The organism is Maritalea mobilis (assembly GCF_019800885.1).
Classification (GTDB): Bacteria; Pseudomonadota; Alphaproteobacteria; order Rhodobacterales; family Rhodobacteraceae; genus Roseibacterium; species Roseibacterium beibuensis.
The window spans coordinates 153,666-169,173 of sequence record NZ_JAHVKE010000004.1; the positions used below are offsets into that span (position 1 = coordinate 153,666).

13 protein-coding genes are annotated in these 15,508 nt (G+C 66.4%); 5 read left to right on the forward strand and 8 right to left on the reverse strand.

Annotated features, from left to right (window positions below):
• Positions 1 to 15: 15 nt before the first annotated feature.
• The 8 genes from KUV65_RS15165 to KUV65_RS15200 form a co-directional block, all read right to left on the reverse strand.
• A complete protein-coding gene (locus KUV65_RS15165) occupies positions 16 to 1,830 on the reverse strand; it encodes a DUF294 nucleotidyltransferase-like domain-containing protein (protein WP_222191566.1) in 1,815 nt (604 codons plus the stop codon).
• A gap of 103 nt (positions 1,831 to 1,933) precedes the next feature.
• On the reverse strand, positions 1,934 to 3,715 hold the full coding sequence (locus KUV65_RS15170) for a sodium:solute symporter family protein (RefSeq protein ID WP_222191567.1): 1,782 nt from the start codon (positions 3,713 to 3,715) through the stop codon (positions 1,934 to 1,936).
• Positions 3,716 to 3,733: 18 nt separating this feature from the next.
• Entirely contained in the window at positions 3,734 to 3,991 is a 258-nt protein-coding gene (locus KUV65_RS15175) for a DUF4212 domain-containing protein (RefSeq protein WP_222191568.1), read from the reverse strand.
• Positions 3,992 to 4,089: 98 nt separating this feature from the next.
• Positions 4,090 to 4,779 carry an adenylate kinase gene (locus tag KUV65_RS15180; protein WP_259549607.1) on the reverse strand — a complete coding sequence of 230 codons (690 nt, stop codon included), beginning with the start codon at positions 4,777 to 4,779 and terminating at the stop codon, positions 4,090 to 4,092.
• A gap of 17 nt (positions 4,780 to 4,796) precedes the next feature.
• A complete protein-coding gene (gene acs / locus KUV65_RS15185) occupies positions 4,797 to 6,740 on the reverse strand; it encodes an acetate--CoA ligase (protein WP_222191569.1) in 1,944 nt (647 codons plus the stop codon).
• A gap of 536 nt (positions 6,741 to 7,276) precedes the next feature.
• Positions 7,277 to 8,248 carry a LysR family transcriptional regulator gene (locus KUV65_RS15190; RefSeq protein WP_222191570.1) on the reverse strand — a complete coding sequence of 324 codons (972 nt, stop codon included), beginning with the start codon at positions 8,246 to 8,248 and terminating at the stop codon, positions 7,277 to 7,279.
• A gap of 15 nt (positions 8,249 to 8,263) precedes the next feature.
• Positions 8,264 to 8,974: an Ldh family oxidoreductase gene (locus KUV65_RS15195; RefSeq protein ID WP_222191571.1), complete on the reverse strand. Its 711-nt coding sequence runs from the start codon at positions 8,972 to 8,974 to the stop codon at positions 8,264 to 8,266.
• A gap of 64 nt (positions 8,975 to 9,038) precedes the next feature.
• A complete protein-coding gene (locus tag KUV65_RS15200) occupies positions 9,039 to 9,977 on the reverse strand; it encodes a hydrogen peroxide-inducible genes activator (RefSeq protein WP_222191572.1) in 939 nt (312 codons plus the stop codon).
• A gap of 421 nt (positions 9,978 to 10,398) precedes the next feature.
• Here KUV65_RS15200 and KUV65_RS15205 point away from each other — a divergent pair, with 421 nt between their 5' ends.
• The 5 genes from KUV65_RS15205 to KUV65_RS15225 are packed head-to-tail and all read left to right on the forward strand — an operon-like array spanning position 10,399 to position 15,503.
• Positions 10,399 to 12,702, forward strand: a complete 2,304-nt coding sequence (locus KUV65_RS15205) for a putative monovalent cation/H+ antiporter subunit A (protein WP_222191573.1) — start codon at positions 10,399 to 10,401, stop codon at positions 12,700 to 12,702.
• A gap of 4 nt (positions 12,703 to 12,706) precedes the next feature.
• On the forward strand, positions 12,707 to 13,126 hold the full coding sequence (locus KUV65_RS15210) for a Na+/H+ antiporter subunit B (RefSeq protein ID WP_374107083.1): 420 nt from the start codon (positions 12,707 to 12,709) through the stop codon (positions 13,124 to 13,126).
• A complete protein-coding gene (locus tag KUV65_RS15215) occupies positions 13,127 to 13,495 on the forward strand; it encodes a Na+/H+ antiporter subunit C (RefSeq protein ID WP_222191575.1) in 369 nt (122 codons plus the stop codon).
• Positions 13,492 to 15,030 carry a Na+/H+ antiporter subunit D gene (locus KUV65_RS15220; protein ID WP_222191576.1) on the forward strand — a complete coding sequence of 513 codons (1,539 nt, stop codon included), beginning with the start codon at positions 13,492 to 13,494 and terminating at the stop codon, positions 15,028 to 15,030. The genes KUV65_RS15215 and KUV65_RS15220 overlap by 4 nt, the downstream gene beginning before the upstream one ends.
• Complete coding sequence (locus KUV65_RS15225) at positions 15,027 to 15,503, forward strand: Na+/H+ antiporter subunit E (RefSeq protein ID WP_222191577.1); 477 nt, start codon at positions 15,027 to 15,029, stop codon at positions 15,501 to 15,503. Before KUV65_RS15220 ends, KUV65_RS15225 begins: the two co-directional genes overlap by 4 nt.
• The last annotated feature ends 5 nt before the right edge of the window (positions 15,504 to 15,508 follow it).

Below are 15,508 nucleotides of genomic sequence, written 5' to 3' on the forward strand. Positions count from 1 at the left end.
GGTCGTCGGTTCCTTTCAGCTCAGGATGCCGCGGCCCGAGCCGGCGGCGTTCTGCATGGTTTTGATCACGACGAAGGCGTCGCGCAAATGGCTGCGCTCGAAATCGCTCAGGTCGGTGGGCGCCATGAAATTGTCCGGCGCCTCGCCCTTGCGGATCTGCGAGGCCTGATGCGCCAGCCGGGTTTCCGCGATCATGTCATAGGCGTCGAGCAGGTCGCGCCCGCCGGTTGTTGACACGGCCCCGCCTTCGATCGCGGCTTGCAGGCGGGCGCGGGTGTTCACTTCGCTCAGGCCGCCTTGCAGCGCGTAGATGCGGCCCAGATCGACCACCGGAACGACGCCGTTCATCTTCAGGTCGATCTGGTTCTTGTGCTCGCCCGAACGCACGGTCGCAAAGCCCCGGAACAGCCCCAGCGGCGGGTGATGCTTCAGCGAATTGGCGACCATATGCGCCACGAAGATCGAGTTCTTGCCCGCCGCCTCCAGCGTCTCGGCCTGCAGGTCCGAGAACAGGCTGAAATTCCCGCCGATTGGGCGCAGGTCGAACATGACACTGGCCAGCATCTGTGCCTCGGGGTTGGGCGTGTTGATCCAGCCGCGGAAATAGTCGCGCCAGACGCGCAGGGGTTGGCGCCACTTGATGTTCGTCGCCATCATGTCGCCAGGGCAGTAGAAATACCCCGCCTCGTCCAGCCCGTCCGAGACGAATTTCGCCAGTTCCGCGAAATAGGCGTCGTCGGGCGGCGTCACCGCATCGTCGAGGATCAGGCAGTTGTCCTGGTCGCTGACGCCGGTCTGTTCCTGCCGCCCCTGGCTACCGCAGGCGAGCCACAGGTACGGCACCGGCGGCGGGCCCAGTTTTTCCTCGGCCAGCACGAGCAACCGGCGCGTCGCGGCATCGGCGATATCGGTGATCAGGCGCGTGACGACCTGGTGCGCGTTCTGCTGCGCGACCAGTTGCACCAGCAACTCCGGGATGCGCTTCACGTAACCAGCCAGCGCCGCGCTGTCGGGGGCGCGCGCGATATCCTGGATCAGCGCCGCGGAGGAGGTCGCCTGGAACCGGATCAGGTCGGTTTGCGTCAGGATGCCGGTCAGCTTCCCGGCATCGACCACCGGCATATGGGTGATCCCGCGCTCCATCATCGTGTTCAGCACATCGGCCACCAGCGCGCTGGAGGGCAGGGTAACCGGCCCGCGGGTCATCACCTCGTGCACCGGGGTTTCGTAGGCGATGCCCTCGGCCAGCACCCGGTTGGTCAGGTCGCGCGCGGTCAGGATGCCCGCGACCGCCCCCGCCTCTGTCACGATGATGCAGGAGACCTTCAGGTCGCGCATCTTGCGCGCGGCCTCGATCAGCGGTGTGTCGGGCGGGCAGGTCAGCGGGTCGGGCGTCATCAACTCGGCCAGCGCCATGGTCGTCACGTCCTTGCGGCGCGGACGGGCGGGGCGGGTGCGGTCGAAGAAGCGGTTGATCTCGGGATGCTCTTTCACCAGCCGGTGAAAGATGGCGGCCGGGATGGTCAGCAGGCGGCTGTCCTCGGCGGCCCTGGCGGTGACAGCGGCGATCCCGTCGCGCATCAGCCCCCGTTCGCCGAAGGAATTGCGCGGCCCGAGGATCGACAGGACCTCGCCGCCCGCGTCGGTGATGTCGACGCGGCCCGACAGGATCAGGAAAAGCTCGGTCTGGGGGGCGCCTTGTTCGTAGATCGTCTGCCCGGCGGCGATCTCTTCCAGCCCGACCTCTTCGGTCAGCGCGGCGCGCTCGGCCGGGGTCAGCACGTCATACGGGTGCGTGTGGGCAAGAAGGCTCTCGATATCCAGTGCCATGGCGGCAACCCCCGAAAGTGAAACGGCGCACCCCGAAGGTGTCGGGATGCGCCGGTGTCATGAACAGGGCCTGCAATGTCGCAGGCCCTGTCTTTGCCAGGTCTCAGTGACCGGTGGCGGCACCGGCACCGCGCGGGACGCGGATCGATTCCACCAGTTCCTGGATTTCCTGCGGCGGTTCGGCGGTCATCTTCGAAACAATGTAGGCGACGGCGAAGTTCGCCACTGCCCCGATCGGGCCGAAGGATGCCGGCGGGATGCCGAACAGGTAGTTCGAGGCGGTGTTCTCCAGCATGTTGGTGCCGGGGATGAAGAACCAGCCAAGGTAGGTGAAGAGATACAGGCAGGTCGTCAACAGACCGGCCAACATGCCCCAGGTCGCCCCGGCCGAGTTCATCCGCTTCGAGAAGATGCCCATCATCAGCGTCGGGAAGAGCGAGGCCGCCGCAAGCCCAAAGGCCAGCGCCACGGTCTGCGCCGCGAAGCCCGGCGGGTTCAGACCCAGCCAGGTCGCCACCGCGATGGCCCCGATCATCGAGATCCGGGCGGCCAGAAGTTCGCCCTTTTCCGAGATGTTGGGGTTCAGCGTCGACTTGATGAGGTCGTGGCTGATGGCCGACGAGATGGCCAGCAACAGGCCCGCCGCGGTGGACAGGGCCGCCGCGATACCACCGGCTGCGATCAGCGCGATCACCCAGCCCGGAAGCTGTGCAATCTCGGGGTTGGCCAGAACCAGGATGTCACGGTTGAAGGTGACAAGCTCGTTGCCTTCCCAGCCACGCTCGGCGGCCAGGGCCTGCATCTCTTCCGAGTTCTCGTTGTAGTACTGGATGCGGCCGTCGCCGTTCTTGTCCTCGACCGCCAGAAGGCCGGTCACGGACCAGGTTTCGAACCAGTCGGGCAGGTCTTCCTGTGCCACGGCTTCGCCTTCCACGCCCTGGGGCCACATCGTCGTCATGATGTTCAGACGGGCCATGGCGCCCACGGCAGGGGCCGTGAGGTAGAGCAGCGCGATGAAGACCAGCGCCCAACCGGCGGACCAGCGTGCGTCGGCCACTTTCGGCACGGTGAAGAAGCGGATGATCACGTGCGGCAGACCGGCGGTACCGATCATCAGCGACAGCGTGAACAGCGCCATGTTCACCGGGCTGGTGCCCTCGGTGTACTGGTTGAAGCCCAGGTCGGTCAGCAGGCCGTCCAGCGTCACCAGCAGCGGCTGGCCGGCGCCGGCGGTGCCTTCGGACATGTTCGAGAACAGGCCCAGACCCGGGATCGGGTTGCCGGTCAGTTGCAGCGAGATGAAGATCGCCGGGATGGTGTAGGCCACGATCAGGACGCAGTACTGCGCCACCTGCGTGTAGGTGATGCCCTTCATGCCGCCCAGCACCGCGTAGACCAGCACGACGCCGGCTGCGATGTAGAGGCCGAGGTCCCGGTCCACTTCGAGGAAGCGGGCGAACGCCACGCCTGCGCCCGACATCTGGCCGATCACGTAGGTGATCGAGATGACGATCAGGCAGACGACCGCCACGATGCGCGCGGTGGTCGAATAGTAGCGATCCCCGATGAACTCGGGCACCGTGAACTTGCCGAACTTCCGCAGGTAGGGGGCAAGCAGCAGCGCCATCAGCACGTAGCCGCCGGTCCAGCCCATCAGGAAGGACGAGTTGTTGTAGCCGACAAAGGCAATCAGGCCCGCCATCGAGATGAACGAGGCTGCCGACATCCAGTCGGCCGCCGTGGCCATGCCGTTGACGACAGGGTTCACGCCGCGACCGGCGGCGTAGAATTCACTGGTCGAGCCTGCGCGCGCCCAGATCGCGATACCGAAGTAGAGCGCAAACGACAGCCCCACGACGATGATATTGAGTGTTGTCTGATCCATTGTTCCGATCGTCCCCTCTTATTCGTCCACGCCGTGTTCGCGGTCGATCTTGTTCATGCGCCAGGCGTAGAAAAAGATCAGGACCAGGAAGACGAGGATCGATCCCTGCTGGGCAAACCAGAAGCCCAGATCGGTGCCGCCGACCGAAATGCCCGAAAGCATCGGCCGCAGCAGGATCGCAAAGCCGTACGAAACAAGCGCCCAGATCACCAGACAGTAGGTGACGAGGCGGATGTTCGCAGACCAGTACGCGTTGTTGTTCGGCTGTTCTGCCATTTGCTTCTCCCTTCGAAAGGCCCGGCCCTGGTGTGTTCACCGCCGGGAATGACCCGCCGCCGCCCGATCCCTCCGATCGGACGGCGGCGAATTTCGTGTCACGCGTCCGTCGTCTGACCCGTCTGCGCGCCGACGATGGCGGCAAGCTGGGTGGCGATCTGGCCGATCTCGCCCATGGCGGGCACCTCGGTCAGGGCGCCCCGGGCGCGGTAGTAATCGATCAGCGGCGCGGTTTGCGCGTGGTAGGCCTCCAGCCGCGTGCGCACTGTCTCGGCGTTGTCGTCGGGGCGGCGCTTCATCTCGGTGCCGCCGCACTTGTCGCAAACGCCCTCGGCCTTCGGTTGCTTGAACTGGTCGTGATACCCCTCGCCGCAGGCCGCGCAGGTATAGCGGCCCGAGACGCGGGCGATCATGGCGTCGTCCTCGACCTCGAGGCTGATGGCGGCGTCGATCGTCTGCCCCCGCTCGGCCAGCAGCGCGTCCAGCGCCTCGGCCTGCGCGGCGGTGCGCGGGAACCCGTCAAGGATGGTGCCCGCGGCCACGTCCGGCGCGTCCAGCCGATCCTTCAGCACGGCCAGCACGATCTCGTCCGAGACCAGCTCGCCCGCTTCCATCACGGCCTTGGCGGCCTTCCCGGCTTCGGTGCCCGCGGCCACCGCGCCGCGCAGCAGGTCGCCCGTGGACAGCTGGACGAGGCCAAAGCGCTCCTCCAGCATGCGGGCCTGCGTGCCCTTGCCGGCCCCCGGAGGGCCCAGCAGGATCAGGTTCACGGCGCGTGTCTCGGTCATGTCCTTCACGGCCCCGCTCACTTGTTCGCGCGGTTGGCGATGAGGTCATCGACGACCGAGGGATCGGCCAGCGTCGAGGTGTCACCGAGGCTGCCGAAATCGTTCTCGGCGATCTTGCGCAGGATGCGGCGCATGATCTTGCCCGAGCGCGTCTTGGGCAGGCCGGGGGCGAACTGGATGACATCGGGCTTGGCGATCGGGCCGATCTCCTTGCGGACCCAGGTCTGAAGCTCTTTCACCAGCTCGTCCGAGGGCGTCTCGTCCGACATCAGCGTGACGTAGCAGTAGATGCCCTGGCCCTTCAGCTCGTGCGGGTAGCCGACGACGGCGGCCTCGGAGACGGCATCATGCGCGACCAGCGCCGATTCCACTTCCGCCGTGCCCATCCGGTGACCGGACACGTTGATCACGTCATCGACGCGGCCGGTAATCCAGTAATACCCATCCCCGTCGCGGCGGCAGCCGTCCCCGGTGAAGTAATAGCCCTTGTAGTCGCTGAAATAGGCCTGAACGAAGCGGTCCGGGTCGCCCCAGAGCGTGCGCATCTGGCCCGGCCAGCTGTCCTTCATGCACAGCACGCCCTCGGCCTCGGTCTCGTGGATTTCCTCACCGCTGGTCGCATCCAGCAGAACCGGCTGCACGCCGAAGAAAGGCTTGGTGGCCGAGCCGGGTTTCAGGGCGGTCGCGCCGGGCAGCGGCGTGATCAGGTGGCCGCCGGTTTCCGTCTGCCACCACGTGTCGACGATCGGGCATTTCCCCTTGCCGACAACCTCGTTGTACCAGTTCCACGCCTCGGGGTTGATCGGCTCGCCGACCGAGCCCAGCAGTTTCAGGCTGGAGAGGTCATACTTGGTCACGAACTCGTCCGACTGGCCCATCAACAGGCGAATGGCGGTCGGTGCGGTGTAAAACTGGGTGACCTTGTGCTTTTCGCAGACGGCCCAGAACCGGCCCGCATCGGGGTAGGTCGGCACGCCCTCGAACATCAGCGTGGTCGCGCCATTGGCCAGCGGGCCATAAACGATGTAGCTGTGACCGGTGACCCAACCCACGTCCGCCGTGCACCAGAACACGTCGCCGTCATGGTAATCGAACGTGTACTGATGGGTCATCGCGGCATAGGCAAGGTAGCCGCCCGAGCTGTGCACCACGCCCTTCGGCTTCCCGGTCGAGCCCGAGGTGTAAAGGATGAACAGCGGGTCTTCCGCGCCCACTTCCGCCGCGTGGCAGAAGGTCGATACGTTCGCGGCGATGTCGTCATACCACACATCGCGGTCCGCGACCCAGGCAACCTGCTGGCCGGTGCGCTTCACGACAAGGCACTTCACATGGTCGTCGCAATGCAGCAGCGCCTTGTTCACGTTGTCCTTCAACTCGGTGATGCGGCCGCCGCGCGGCGCGCCGTCCGAGGTCACGACGACCTTGGCCTGCGAGTCGTTCACCCGGCTGGCCAGCGCGTCGGGGCTGAAGCCCGCGAAGACGACCGAGTGGATCGCGCCAAGCCGGGCACAGGCCAGCATCGCATAAGCCGCTTCGGGGATCATCGGCAGGTACAGAACGACGCGGTCGCCCTTTTCGACGCCCAGTTCCTTCAGGACGTTGGCAAAGCGGCCCACTTCTTCGTGCAGCTGCTTGTAGGTGATGTGCTGCGCCTCTTCCTCGGGGCTGTCGGGCTCGAAGATGATCGCGGTCTGGTCGGCCTTGGTGGCAAGATGGCGGTCGATGCAGTTCTCGGCCACGTTCAGCGTGCCGTCCTCGAACCAGCGCACGTGCACATCGTCATGGGCAAAGGACGTGTCCTTGACCTTGGTGAAGGGCTTGATCCAGTCGATGCGCTTCCCGTGCTCGGCCCAGAACGCCTCGGGGTTTTCGATCGACTCGGCATACATCCGGTCGTAGGCGGCCGCGTCCACATGCGCGCCGGCCAGAAGATCGGGATGGTTCGTGGTGTCCTTGGGCAAGTTCTTCCCTCCGCGTGGGACGGCCCTGATGCCATCGGCCTGGACGCACCGAGCCGTCCGTGGGGCCACGATAGCCCCGCGCGTCCTGCCTGAACTGAACCCTCGCGCGCGGTCGTTCACCCGCGTGGGCCGTCGAGTCACCCCGAAGGGGCGTATGATGTCGGGTCAGCCTCCCCCAACCTTGGGCCGCTCGCCTCTGGCGTGTGTGGCGGGGTGCGCTCCTGTTCCCTTCGCATCCCGATCCGCCAGCGGCATGGCCGCATGGTGTGCGCACGGTGTTTTGACGATTCACGCAACACCCCGCACGCCATGGCAAGATGACAGCAATATTCAAGACTCAGAACAATTTCCGCTTGCCGCGCCGTCATTCTGTAACGGGTTTTCTAGCTACCGCCATCGTGCAGTAAAAAAGTTTACACTCTTAAGTTAGGATCATGATAATGCGCAAGAAAATATTCGGCTTTCCGTGTCAATCGTCGCCCGTCCGACTGCCGCGCCTGCAATGTCCGGCGCTAACGGTCCGTCGGGTGGCGGCCTCAGGTGTCGCCAAGGATTGCAAAACGCGCTCCCAGCCACGGCATGCGTTCGGCGGCGGGCGCCACGAAATGGGTCTCGATCAACTCCCGCGCGAGTGCCGCGATCTGGCCCGGAATCTCGTCGGACCAATCTCCGTTGACCATCAGGACGATCTCGCGCGCGATTTCCTCGCCGGGCAGGGGGTGGGCGTCGATCTCTCCGGCGAAGCGTCCGGCCCGCAGCAGGCTCAGCGGTGTGGTGATGGTCCAGCCGGTGCCGCTGGCCACCAGCGCGCTGATCGACTGGTTCGAGTCCATCTCGAAGCGCTGCGGCAGGTCGAGGCCCGCGCGCCGCAGATACGCCTCGATCTGTCGGCCCATCACCTGGTCGAGGTCGCGGCGCAGGAAGGCCAGTTCGGACAGGCTCGCCAGCCCGCCGCCGATATCGGTGCCACGCGGCACGGCCAGGATGTAGGGATCGGACAGGATCGGGTAGCGCCGCGCCTCCGCCGGGCCGCTGCCCGTGTCGGCGCAGATCGCCATGTCCAGCTCGCGCGCGGCGATGCGCGCCACCAGGCGGTGACTGGCCCCGGTGCGCAGGCGAAAGGCGCATTGGCTCATCCCTTCGGCCAGCCGGGCGGCCAGGCTGGGGGTGACCTCGTTCTCGAAATCCTCGATCACGCCCAGCGACAGGGCGCTCAACCCGCTCAGGTCCAGGGCCGTCAGGTCGCGCTGCCCGCTGCGCAACGCGGCCAGCGCAGCCTCGGCGCGGGGCAAAAACAGGCGCCCGGCGGGGGTCAGGACCATGGGGCGGCGCGAATGGTCCACCAGGTCCACGCCCAGCACCTGCGCAAGGTTCTTCATCTGCTGCGACACGGCGGGGGCGGACATGCCCAGTTCATGGGCCGTCGCGGCGACGGAGCCGGTGCGGGCGAGGGTCTCGAACACCTCCAGCCCGCGCAGGGTCAGGCCTTTGAGCATGGGCGCGGGCATGGCGCGGCGGCGTCCTCAGCTGGTCACGATCTGGGCGAGAAGGTCGGTCGGCAACGCCACCCGGCGCGCGGGCGGCTCAAGGCTGTCGGTCGGCAAGCCGCCCACCAACTCCATCAGCCCGGTACAGAGCGGATCAGCGGCGAGGATCCAGCCGCGATGGGCGACCGGTGCGCCAAGGGGGCTGTCGGCGGGGTCGTCCTCGTCCTCGACGACGCCCAGCAGGGCCGCCAGCGCCGGGCGGGCCGGTGTCAGCAGCGGGCGCGGCATGGGATGGTCCGGGCTGGCCATGCGGGCCGCACCTTTGCCGGTGATGGTCAGGGCGACAAGACCGGCATCGGCCAGGGTCACCAGGGCCCCGAACAGGCCCGCCGGGTCGCTGGCGCGGTCAAGCCGCAGCACGGCCAGCCCTTTCTGGCGCGCCATGTCGATCAGCCCGGGCAAAGCGGCGTCGACGGCGACGGCGGCAAACCCGTGCCCGGCATCGACCTGCAACACCGCCGCCTTGGCCGTGGCGATCTCGGGCCGCGCGCTGGCGTGCAGCCGGCCATAGCGGATCAGGCGCAGGTCACGCAGCAGCGCATCCAGCCCGTTGGCCCGGTCGCCCCGCGCCTCGGCGGCGACCGTGTCGCGCGCCACCGTCAGCGCCCGCGCGCGCGACACGCCGGCGCGCGTCAGGCAATCGCCGGCCAGCGCTTCAAGGTCTTCAAGGCTCAGGGCTTCGGTCATGCACGGCAGTTTTGACAGGCGTCACGCAGGCGTCAATGCGCAAAGGGCCGGCGCGACACGCCCGTCAGCCTTCGATCACCAGTTCGGGAAAGCGCCGGGCGGTCGACCGGATGGCCTCGGCCAGCCGGTCATAGGCCGGACCCGCGCCCGAACTGGCGCGCCACACCAGCCCGATCGAGCGGGAAAAGCGCCGCCCCCGGAACGGGCGGACGACAACGTCGCGCGCGCGCCCCTCGATCTCGGACCGGACGTAGAGCGCGGGCAGAAAGGTCAGCCCCATGTCCATCGCCACCATCTGCCGCAACGCATCGAGCGACGTGCCCTCGTAATCGCGCGAGACATCGGCCCCCATATCGCTGCACATCGCCGCGATCTGGTCGTGCAGCGCGTAGGCGGGCGACAGCGACAGGATGGTTTGCTGTGCAAGGTCAGGCGCGTCGAGTTCGGTTTTCGCGATCAGATCATGATCGGCAGGCAGCGCCACCGCCAGCGGTTCGCGGAACAGCCGCGCCACCGACAGCGTCGCGCCCGGCACCGGCAGTTGCGTCAGGATCAGGTCATGCACGCCGTCCTGCAACTCGCGCATCAGGTCGCGCGGGGCGGCCTCGCGGATATAGAGGCGCAGATCGGGATGGGTGCGGTGCAGATCGCCCACCACATGCGGCATCAGGTAGGGGCCGAGCGTGGCCGAGGTGCCCAGCCGGATCGTGCCGCCCAGGCCCGATTTCAGCGTCACGGACAGATCGAGAATGCCTTGCGCGGCATCCAGCATCTCGCGCCCGCGCCGCGCCACCTCGCGTCCGGCGACGGTCAGTTGCACCGGCCCGCGCCCGCGTTCGACCAGCGTCAGGCCAAGCGCCTCTTCCAGCGTCTTGATTTGTACCGACAGCGAGGGTTGCGAGATGCCGCAGCTTTCCGCGGCCTCGCGGAAATGGGCGGTTTCCTCAAGCGCGACGAGGTAACGGAGCTGGCGCAGCGTGAAGGGCGGAATGGCGTTGTGCATGGGACGGTCCAGATATTGCCTCGGCTACATGATAGTTTCTTCCAATGGATAATTAAAGAGGTTTGCCATTTATCCTATGGTGGTGCCGCCCTAACTCCTGTCGTGACCGAGGGTAAAGGTATCGGCGCTCCGTGGGCACGCATGGAGCTCGATGGAGGTCTTGCCGCGCCGGGCATAGTCCCTTCCGGCGCTCACGGACCGGCAAGACTTTCCTCCCGGGCGGTGTCGTGGCGGTCTCAGCCGTCAACCGCGACGGCATCGTCCGGGCCCTCGGTCCTCTTTTGTGCGCAGTGCATCCCGTCGCGCCCAGTGAAGGCTGGACCTTCGGCTTGGCTGCCACAGATCGAAAGAACAATACGGGCGAAACGCCCGAATGGCGCAGGGCGCAACCGCCGGCGCGAAGGACGAAGGGTGATGAAGCGTGGCGAGTAACACGGCAGAGGTTCCGCGCAAGGCGGGTGGTCCGGCAGGATGGATATCGGTCGCGGTGCCCGCGGCTTTGTTCGCGTGGTTCCTGCAATATGTCGGCCCGGTCTCGGAGGGGGAGCAAATCCTTCTGGGCATCGACTGGGTGCCGTCGATGGATATTCGCTTGTCTGTCCTGATCGACGGGCTGTCGCTGACCTTTGCATTGCTCATCGCCGGGATCGGCACGTTGGTGACGCTGTTTTCCACCGCTTACCTTGGCAAGCACCCCGACTACCCGCGTTTCGTCCTGTTCCTCATGGCCTTCATGGTGGGGATGCTGGGCCTTGTGCTGTCGGACAACCTGATCGCGCTGTTCGTCTTCTGGGAGGTCACGACGATCTCCTCCTACCTGCTGATCGGCTTCGACAATGCCAGTGCCAAGTCGCGGCGCTCGGCGCTTCAGGCGCTGTTGCTGACGGGCGCGGGGGGGCTTGCCCTGCTGGCCGGGATGATCCTGCTGGGGCATGTCGCGGGCACGTTCGAGCTGTCCGAGATCCTGACGCAGGGCGAGGCGATCCGCGCCCATCCGCTTTACGTGCCCATCGTCATCCTGTTCCTGCTGGGCGCGTTCACCAAGTCGGCGCAGTTCCCGTTCCATTTCTGGCTGCCCAACGCGATGGCGGCCCCCACGCCGGTTTCGGCCTACCTGCACTCGGCCACGATGGTGAAGGGCGGCGTCTACCTGCTGGCGCGGGTCAACCCGGCGCTGGGCGACAGCGAGCTGTGGTTCTGGACGCTGATCGTTGCGGGCGGGTTCACCACCGTCTTCGCCAGCCTGCTGGCGATCCGGCAGACCGACATCAAGCAGGTGCTGGCCTACACCACGCTGATGGCGCTGGGCGCGCTGACGTTGTTCATCGGTACCGGCTCGCCCGACGCGATCAAGGGCATGATGGTGTTCCTGGTCGTCCATTCGCTCTACAAGGCGGCGCTGTTCCTGATGATCGGCATCGTCGATCACGAGACCGGCACGCGCGAGGTGGACCGCCTGCGCGGGCTGGGCCGCAAGATGCCGCTGACCTTCCTCGGCGGGGCGCTGGCCGCGATCTCGATGGCGGGCATCCCGCCCTTCGTGGGCTTCATCGGGAAAGAGTTCCTCTACAAGGCGGGCCTCGGGCACGAGCAGGCGACAGTCTGGATCACCGGCACGATTTTCGCGGCCTCCGCGCTGATGTTCGTGGCCGCGGGCATCGCCGTTCTGCGCCCCTTCACCGGCAGGCTGTCCGACACGCCCCGCCCCGCCCATGAAGGGCCGTGGGTGATGTGGATCGGGCCGCTGATCCTGGGCGCGCTGTCGCTGGGCTTTGGCCTGTTCCCCGACATGGTCGAGCGGTTCCTCGTCGCGCCGGGCACCTGGGCCGTCTATGGCGATTATGACTACACGGTGGACCTCTACCTGTTCCGCGAGGTGAACGCCGCCTTCCTGCTGTCGCTGGCGACCTTCGCCACGGGCATCGTGCTCTACCTCGTGCACGCCCGCCTGCGCGCGGCGCTGGCGCGGATCATCGCCGCCAACCCGGTCAAGTTCGACCCGGGCTGGGATCGGCTGATCGACGGGATCAAGGCGCTGGCCGCCTGGCAGACGCGGCACCTGCAATCGGGCGTGCTGCAACGCTATATGCTGATCGTGTTCGCGACGCTGACCGTGGCGCTGGGGGGCACGATCTGGGCGCAGGGCGCGCTGGATTTCCGCATCGACTTCGCGGCCGAGTTCGACGGCCTGCTGTTCAAGCATTGGGCGGTCCTGATCTTCATCACCGCCGGCGCGCTTCTGACTGCCTATACCGGCAGCCGCATGACGGCGATCGCGGCGCTGGGCGTCGTCGGCATCGGGGTCGCGCTGATCTTCATCATGTTCAGCGCGCCGGACGTGGCGATCACGCAGCTTCTGGTGGAAACGCTGGTCGTCGTGCTGGTGGCCGTGGCAATGCTGAAGCTGCCGAACCTCAACCTCGGGGATGAGCCGCGCCGCCCGGGCCATGCGGTCCTGTCCATCGCGACCGGCGCGGTCGTGAGCGCGGTCCTGATCGCCGTCCTTCAAGGCGACCTCGACCGGCGCATCACCGACTATTTCGAGGTGGCCAGTTGGCCCGACGCCTATGGCCGCAACATCGTCAACGTGATCCTCGTGGATTTCCGCGCGCTGGATACCTTCGGCGAGATTGCGGTGGTCGTGATCGCGGCGCTGGCGGCCTACGCGCTGTTGCGCGGCACGCGCTATGGCGGCGATGCCGCCGACAAGGACGGGGGGCGCTGAGATGGTGAACTCGATCATCCTGAACGCGGCGACGCGGCTTCTGGTGGCGCTGCTCCTTCTGTTCTCGGTCTTCATGCTGCTGCGCGGGCACAACCTGCCGGGCGGCGGGTTCATCGGCGGGCTGATCGGGGCGACCGGCTTCATCCTCTACGCCATTGCGCAAGGGGCCGAGGCGACGCGCGCCGCGCTCAGGGTCGAACCGCAGAACATCGCCATGGTGGGCCTTGGCATCGCCCTTTGCGCCGGGGGCTTCGCGGCGTTTTTCGGCGAGGCGTTCTTTACCGGGCAGTGGTTGTTCATCGGTGAAACCGAGGAGGACAAGGGCCTGCCGATCAGCAGCGTGCTGGTCTTCGACATCGGCGTTTACCTGGTCGTGTTCGGGTCGATCCTGACCCTTGTTCTGGCCCTCGAGGAGGAAGTCTGAATGGAGTTGATGGTGGCCATCATGGTCGGCGTTCTCGTGGCGGCAGCGGTGCACCTGATGCTGGCGCGCAACGTGCTGCGCTTCATCTTCGGGCTGATCCTGATCTCGAACGCGGCCAACCTGACGATTTTCGTCTCGGGCCGTCTGACCGCGCAAAGCCCGCCACTGATCCCCGAGGGGGCGGATGCGCCGCTGGGTGACGTGGCCAATGCCCTGCCGCAGGCGCTGGTGCTGACGGCCATCGTGATCGGCTTCGGCCTCTTCGCCTTTGCGCTGACGCTGGTCTATCGCACCTACCAGAACCTCGGCACGCTCGATTCTGACGAGATGCGCCTTGCCGAGCCGCGCGAAGGGGAGGACCACGCATGAGCTGGGTTCTCGCACTTCCCATCATCATCCCCTTCGCGACGGCGGTTCTGTCCTTCCTGTTCCGCAAGGGCCCCGAGGGGCGCTGGCTGTCGGTCGTGGGCTCGGCCGGCCTGCTGATCGCCTCGGGCATCCTGATGGCCGAGGTGCTGGCCGAGGGTGTTATCGCCGCGCAGATGGGCCAGTGGGCGGCCCCCTTCGGAATCACGCTGGTGGCCGACCTTCTGAGTGCCGTGATGGTCGTCATCACCGGCATCACGGGGCTGGCCGTGTCGGTCTATGCGCTGGCCGATATAGACGAGCGGAAAGAGGCCTTGGGCTACCACGCCCTGTTCCAGGTGCTGCTGGCGGGTGTCGTGGGGGCGTTCCTGACGGGCGACCTGTTCAACCTCTATGTCTGGTTCGAGGTCATGCTGATCTCCAGCTTCGGCCTGCTGATCCTCGGCGGTCAGCGGGTGCAGCTGGATGGCGGCATCAAATACGTGACGCTGAACCTCGTCTCGACGATCCTGTTCCTGGCGGGCGTGGGCCTGCTCTATGGCATGACCGGCACGCTGAACATGGCCGACCTGCACGGCGCGGTGCAGCAGGTGGAAAACCAGGGCCTTCTGGTCGTCGTGGCGATGATGTTCATGGTGGCTTTCGGGGTGAAGGCCGCGGTATTTCCGCTGTTTTTCTGGCTGCCGGCCAGCTACCACACCCCCGCCTTCAGCGTTTCGGCCATCTTCGCGGGGCTGCTGACCAAGGTGGGGGTCTATGCCCTGATCCGGACCTTCACGCTGATATTCACCAGCGACATCGCGTTCACGCACACGATCCTGCTGTGGGTGGCCGGTTTCACCATGGTGACGGGCGTTCTGGGGGCCGCGGCGATGAACGATTTCCGGCGCATCCTGTCGTTCCACATCGTCAGCCAGATCGGCTACATGATCCTTGGCCTCGCGCTGTTCACGCCCCTGGCGATTGTCGGCGCGGTGTTCTACCTCGTGCACCATATCATCGTGAAGGCGAACCTGTTCCTCGTGGCAGGGGTGGCGCGGCGCATCGCGGGCTCGACCGAGCTGTCGTCGATCGGCGGGCTCTACAAATCCGCACCGGTCCTGGCGGTGCTGTTCCTTGTTCCGGCCTTTTCGCTGGCGGGCTTTCCGCCGCTCTCGGGGTTCTGGGCGAAATACGTGCTGGTGAAGGCCTCGCTCGATACCGAGGCCTACTGGATCGCGGGCATCGCGCTGGCCGTGGGCCTGATGACGATCTTCTCGATGACCAAGATCTGGGGCGCGGCCTTCTGGACGCCGCACCCTTCGGGGCTGGAACCGTCGCTGAGCACCCTGCCGTCCCGCGACCGGGCGGCCCTGCTGTTGCCCATCGCGTCGCTGGCGGTGCTGACCTGCATCATCGGGTTTTTCCCCGAGCCGTTCGTGGCCTTTGCCGAACGCTCGGCCGCGCAGTTGCTGGACCCGACGGCCTATGTGGCGGCCGTGCTGGGTGACGTACCGATGGAGGCGACCGGGCTGGCGCAGGCGGAGGTGCTGCCATGAATATCTTCATCCTCAACATCGCCCTGGCCGTGGCCTGGGCCGCGCTGACCGGGGATATCACGCTGACCGGGCTGGCCGTGGGCTTCGCGCTGGGATCGGCGGCGCTGTTCGTGACCAAGCCGCTCTTTCCCGGCTGCGACCGCTATTTCAAACGCGTCTGGCGTTGGGTGAAGCTGGGGGTCCTGTTCCTGTACGAGCTGGTCGTCAGCTCCGTGCAGGTGATCTGGGACGTGCTGACGCCCGCGCACAAGGCGCGGCCGGGCATCATCTCGGTGTCGCTGGAGGCCGATGACGAGATGGAGATCCTGCTGGTCACCAACCTGATCTCGCTGACGCCCGGCACGCTCAGCCTCGATGTGACCGAGGACCGCAAGACGCTGTATATTCACGCGATGTTCGCCGACGACCCGGATGCGATCCGGGCGCAGATCCGTACCGGCATGGCCCGCTGGGTCCGCGAAGCGATGGAGTGACAGGG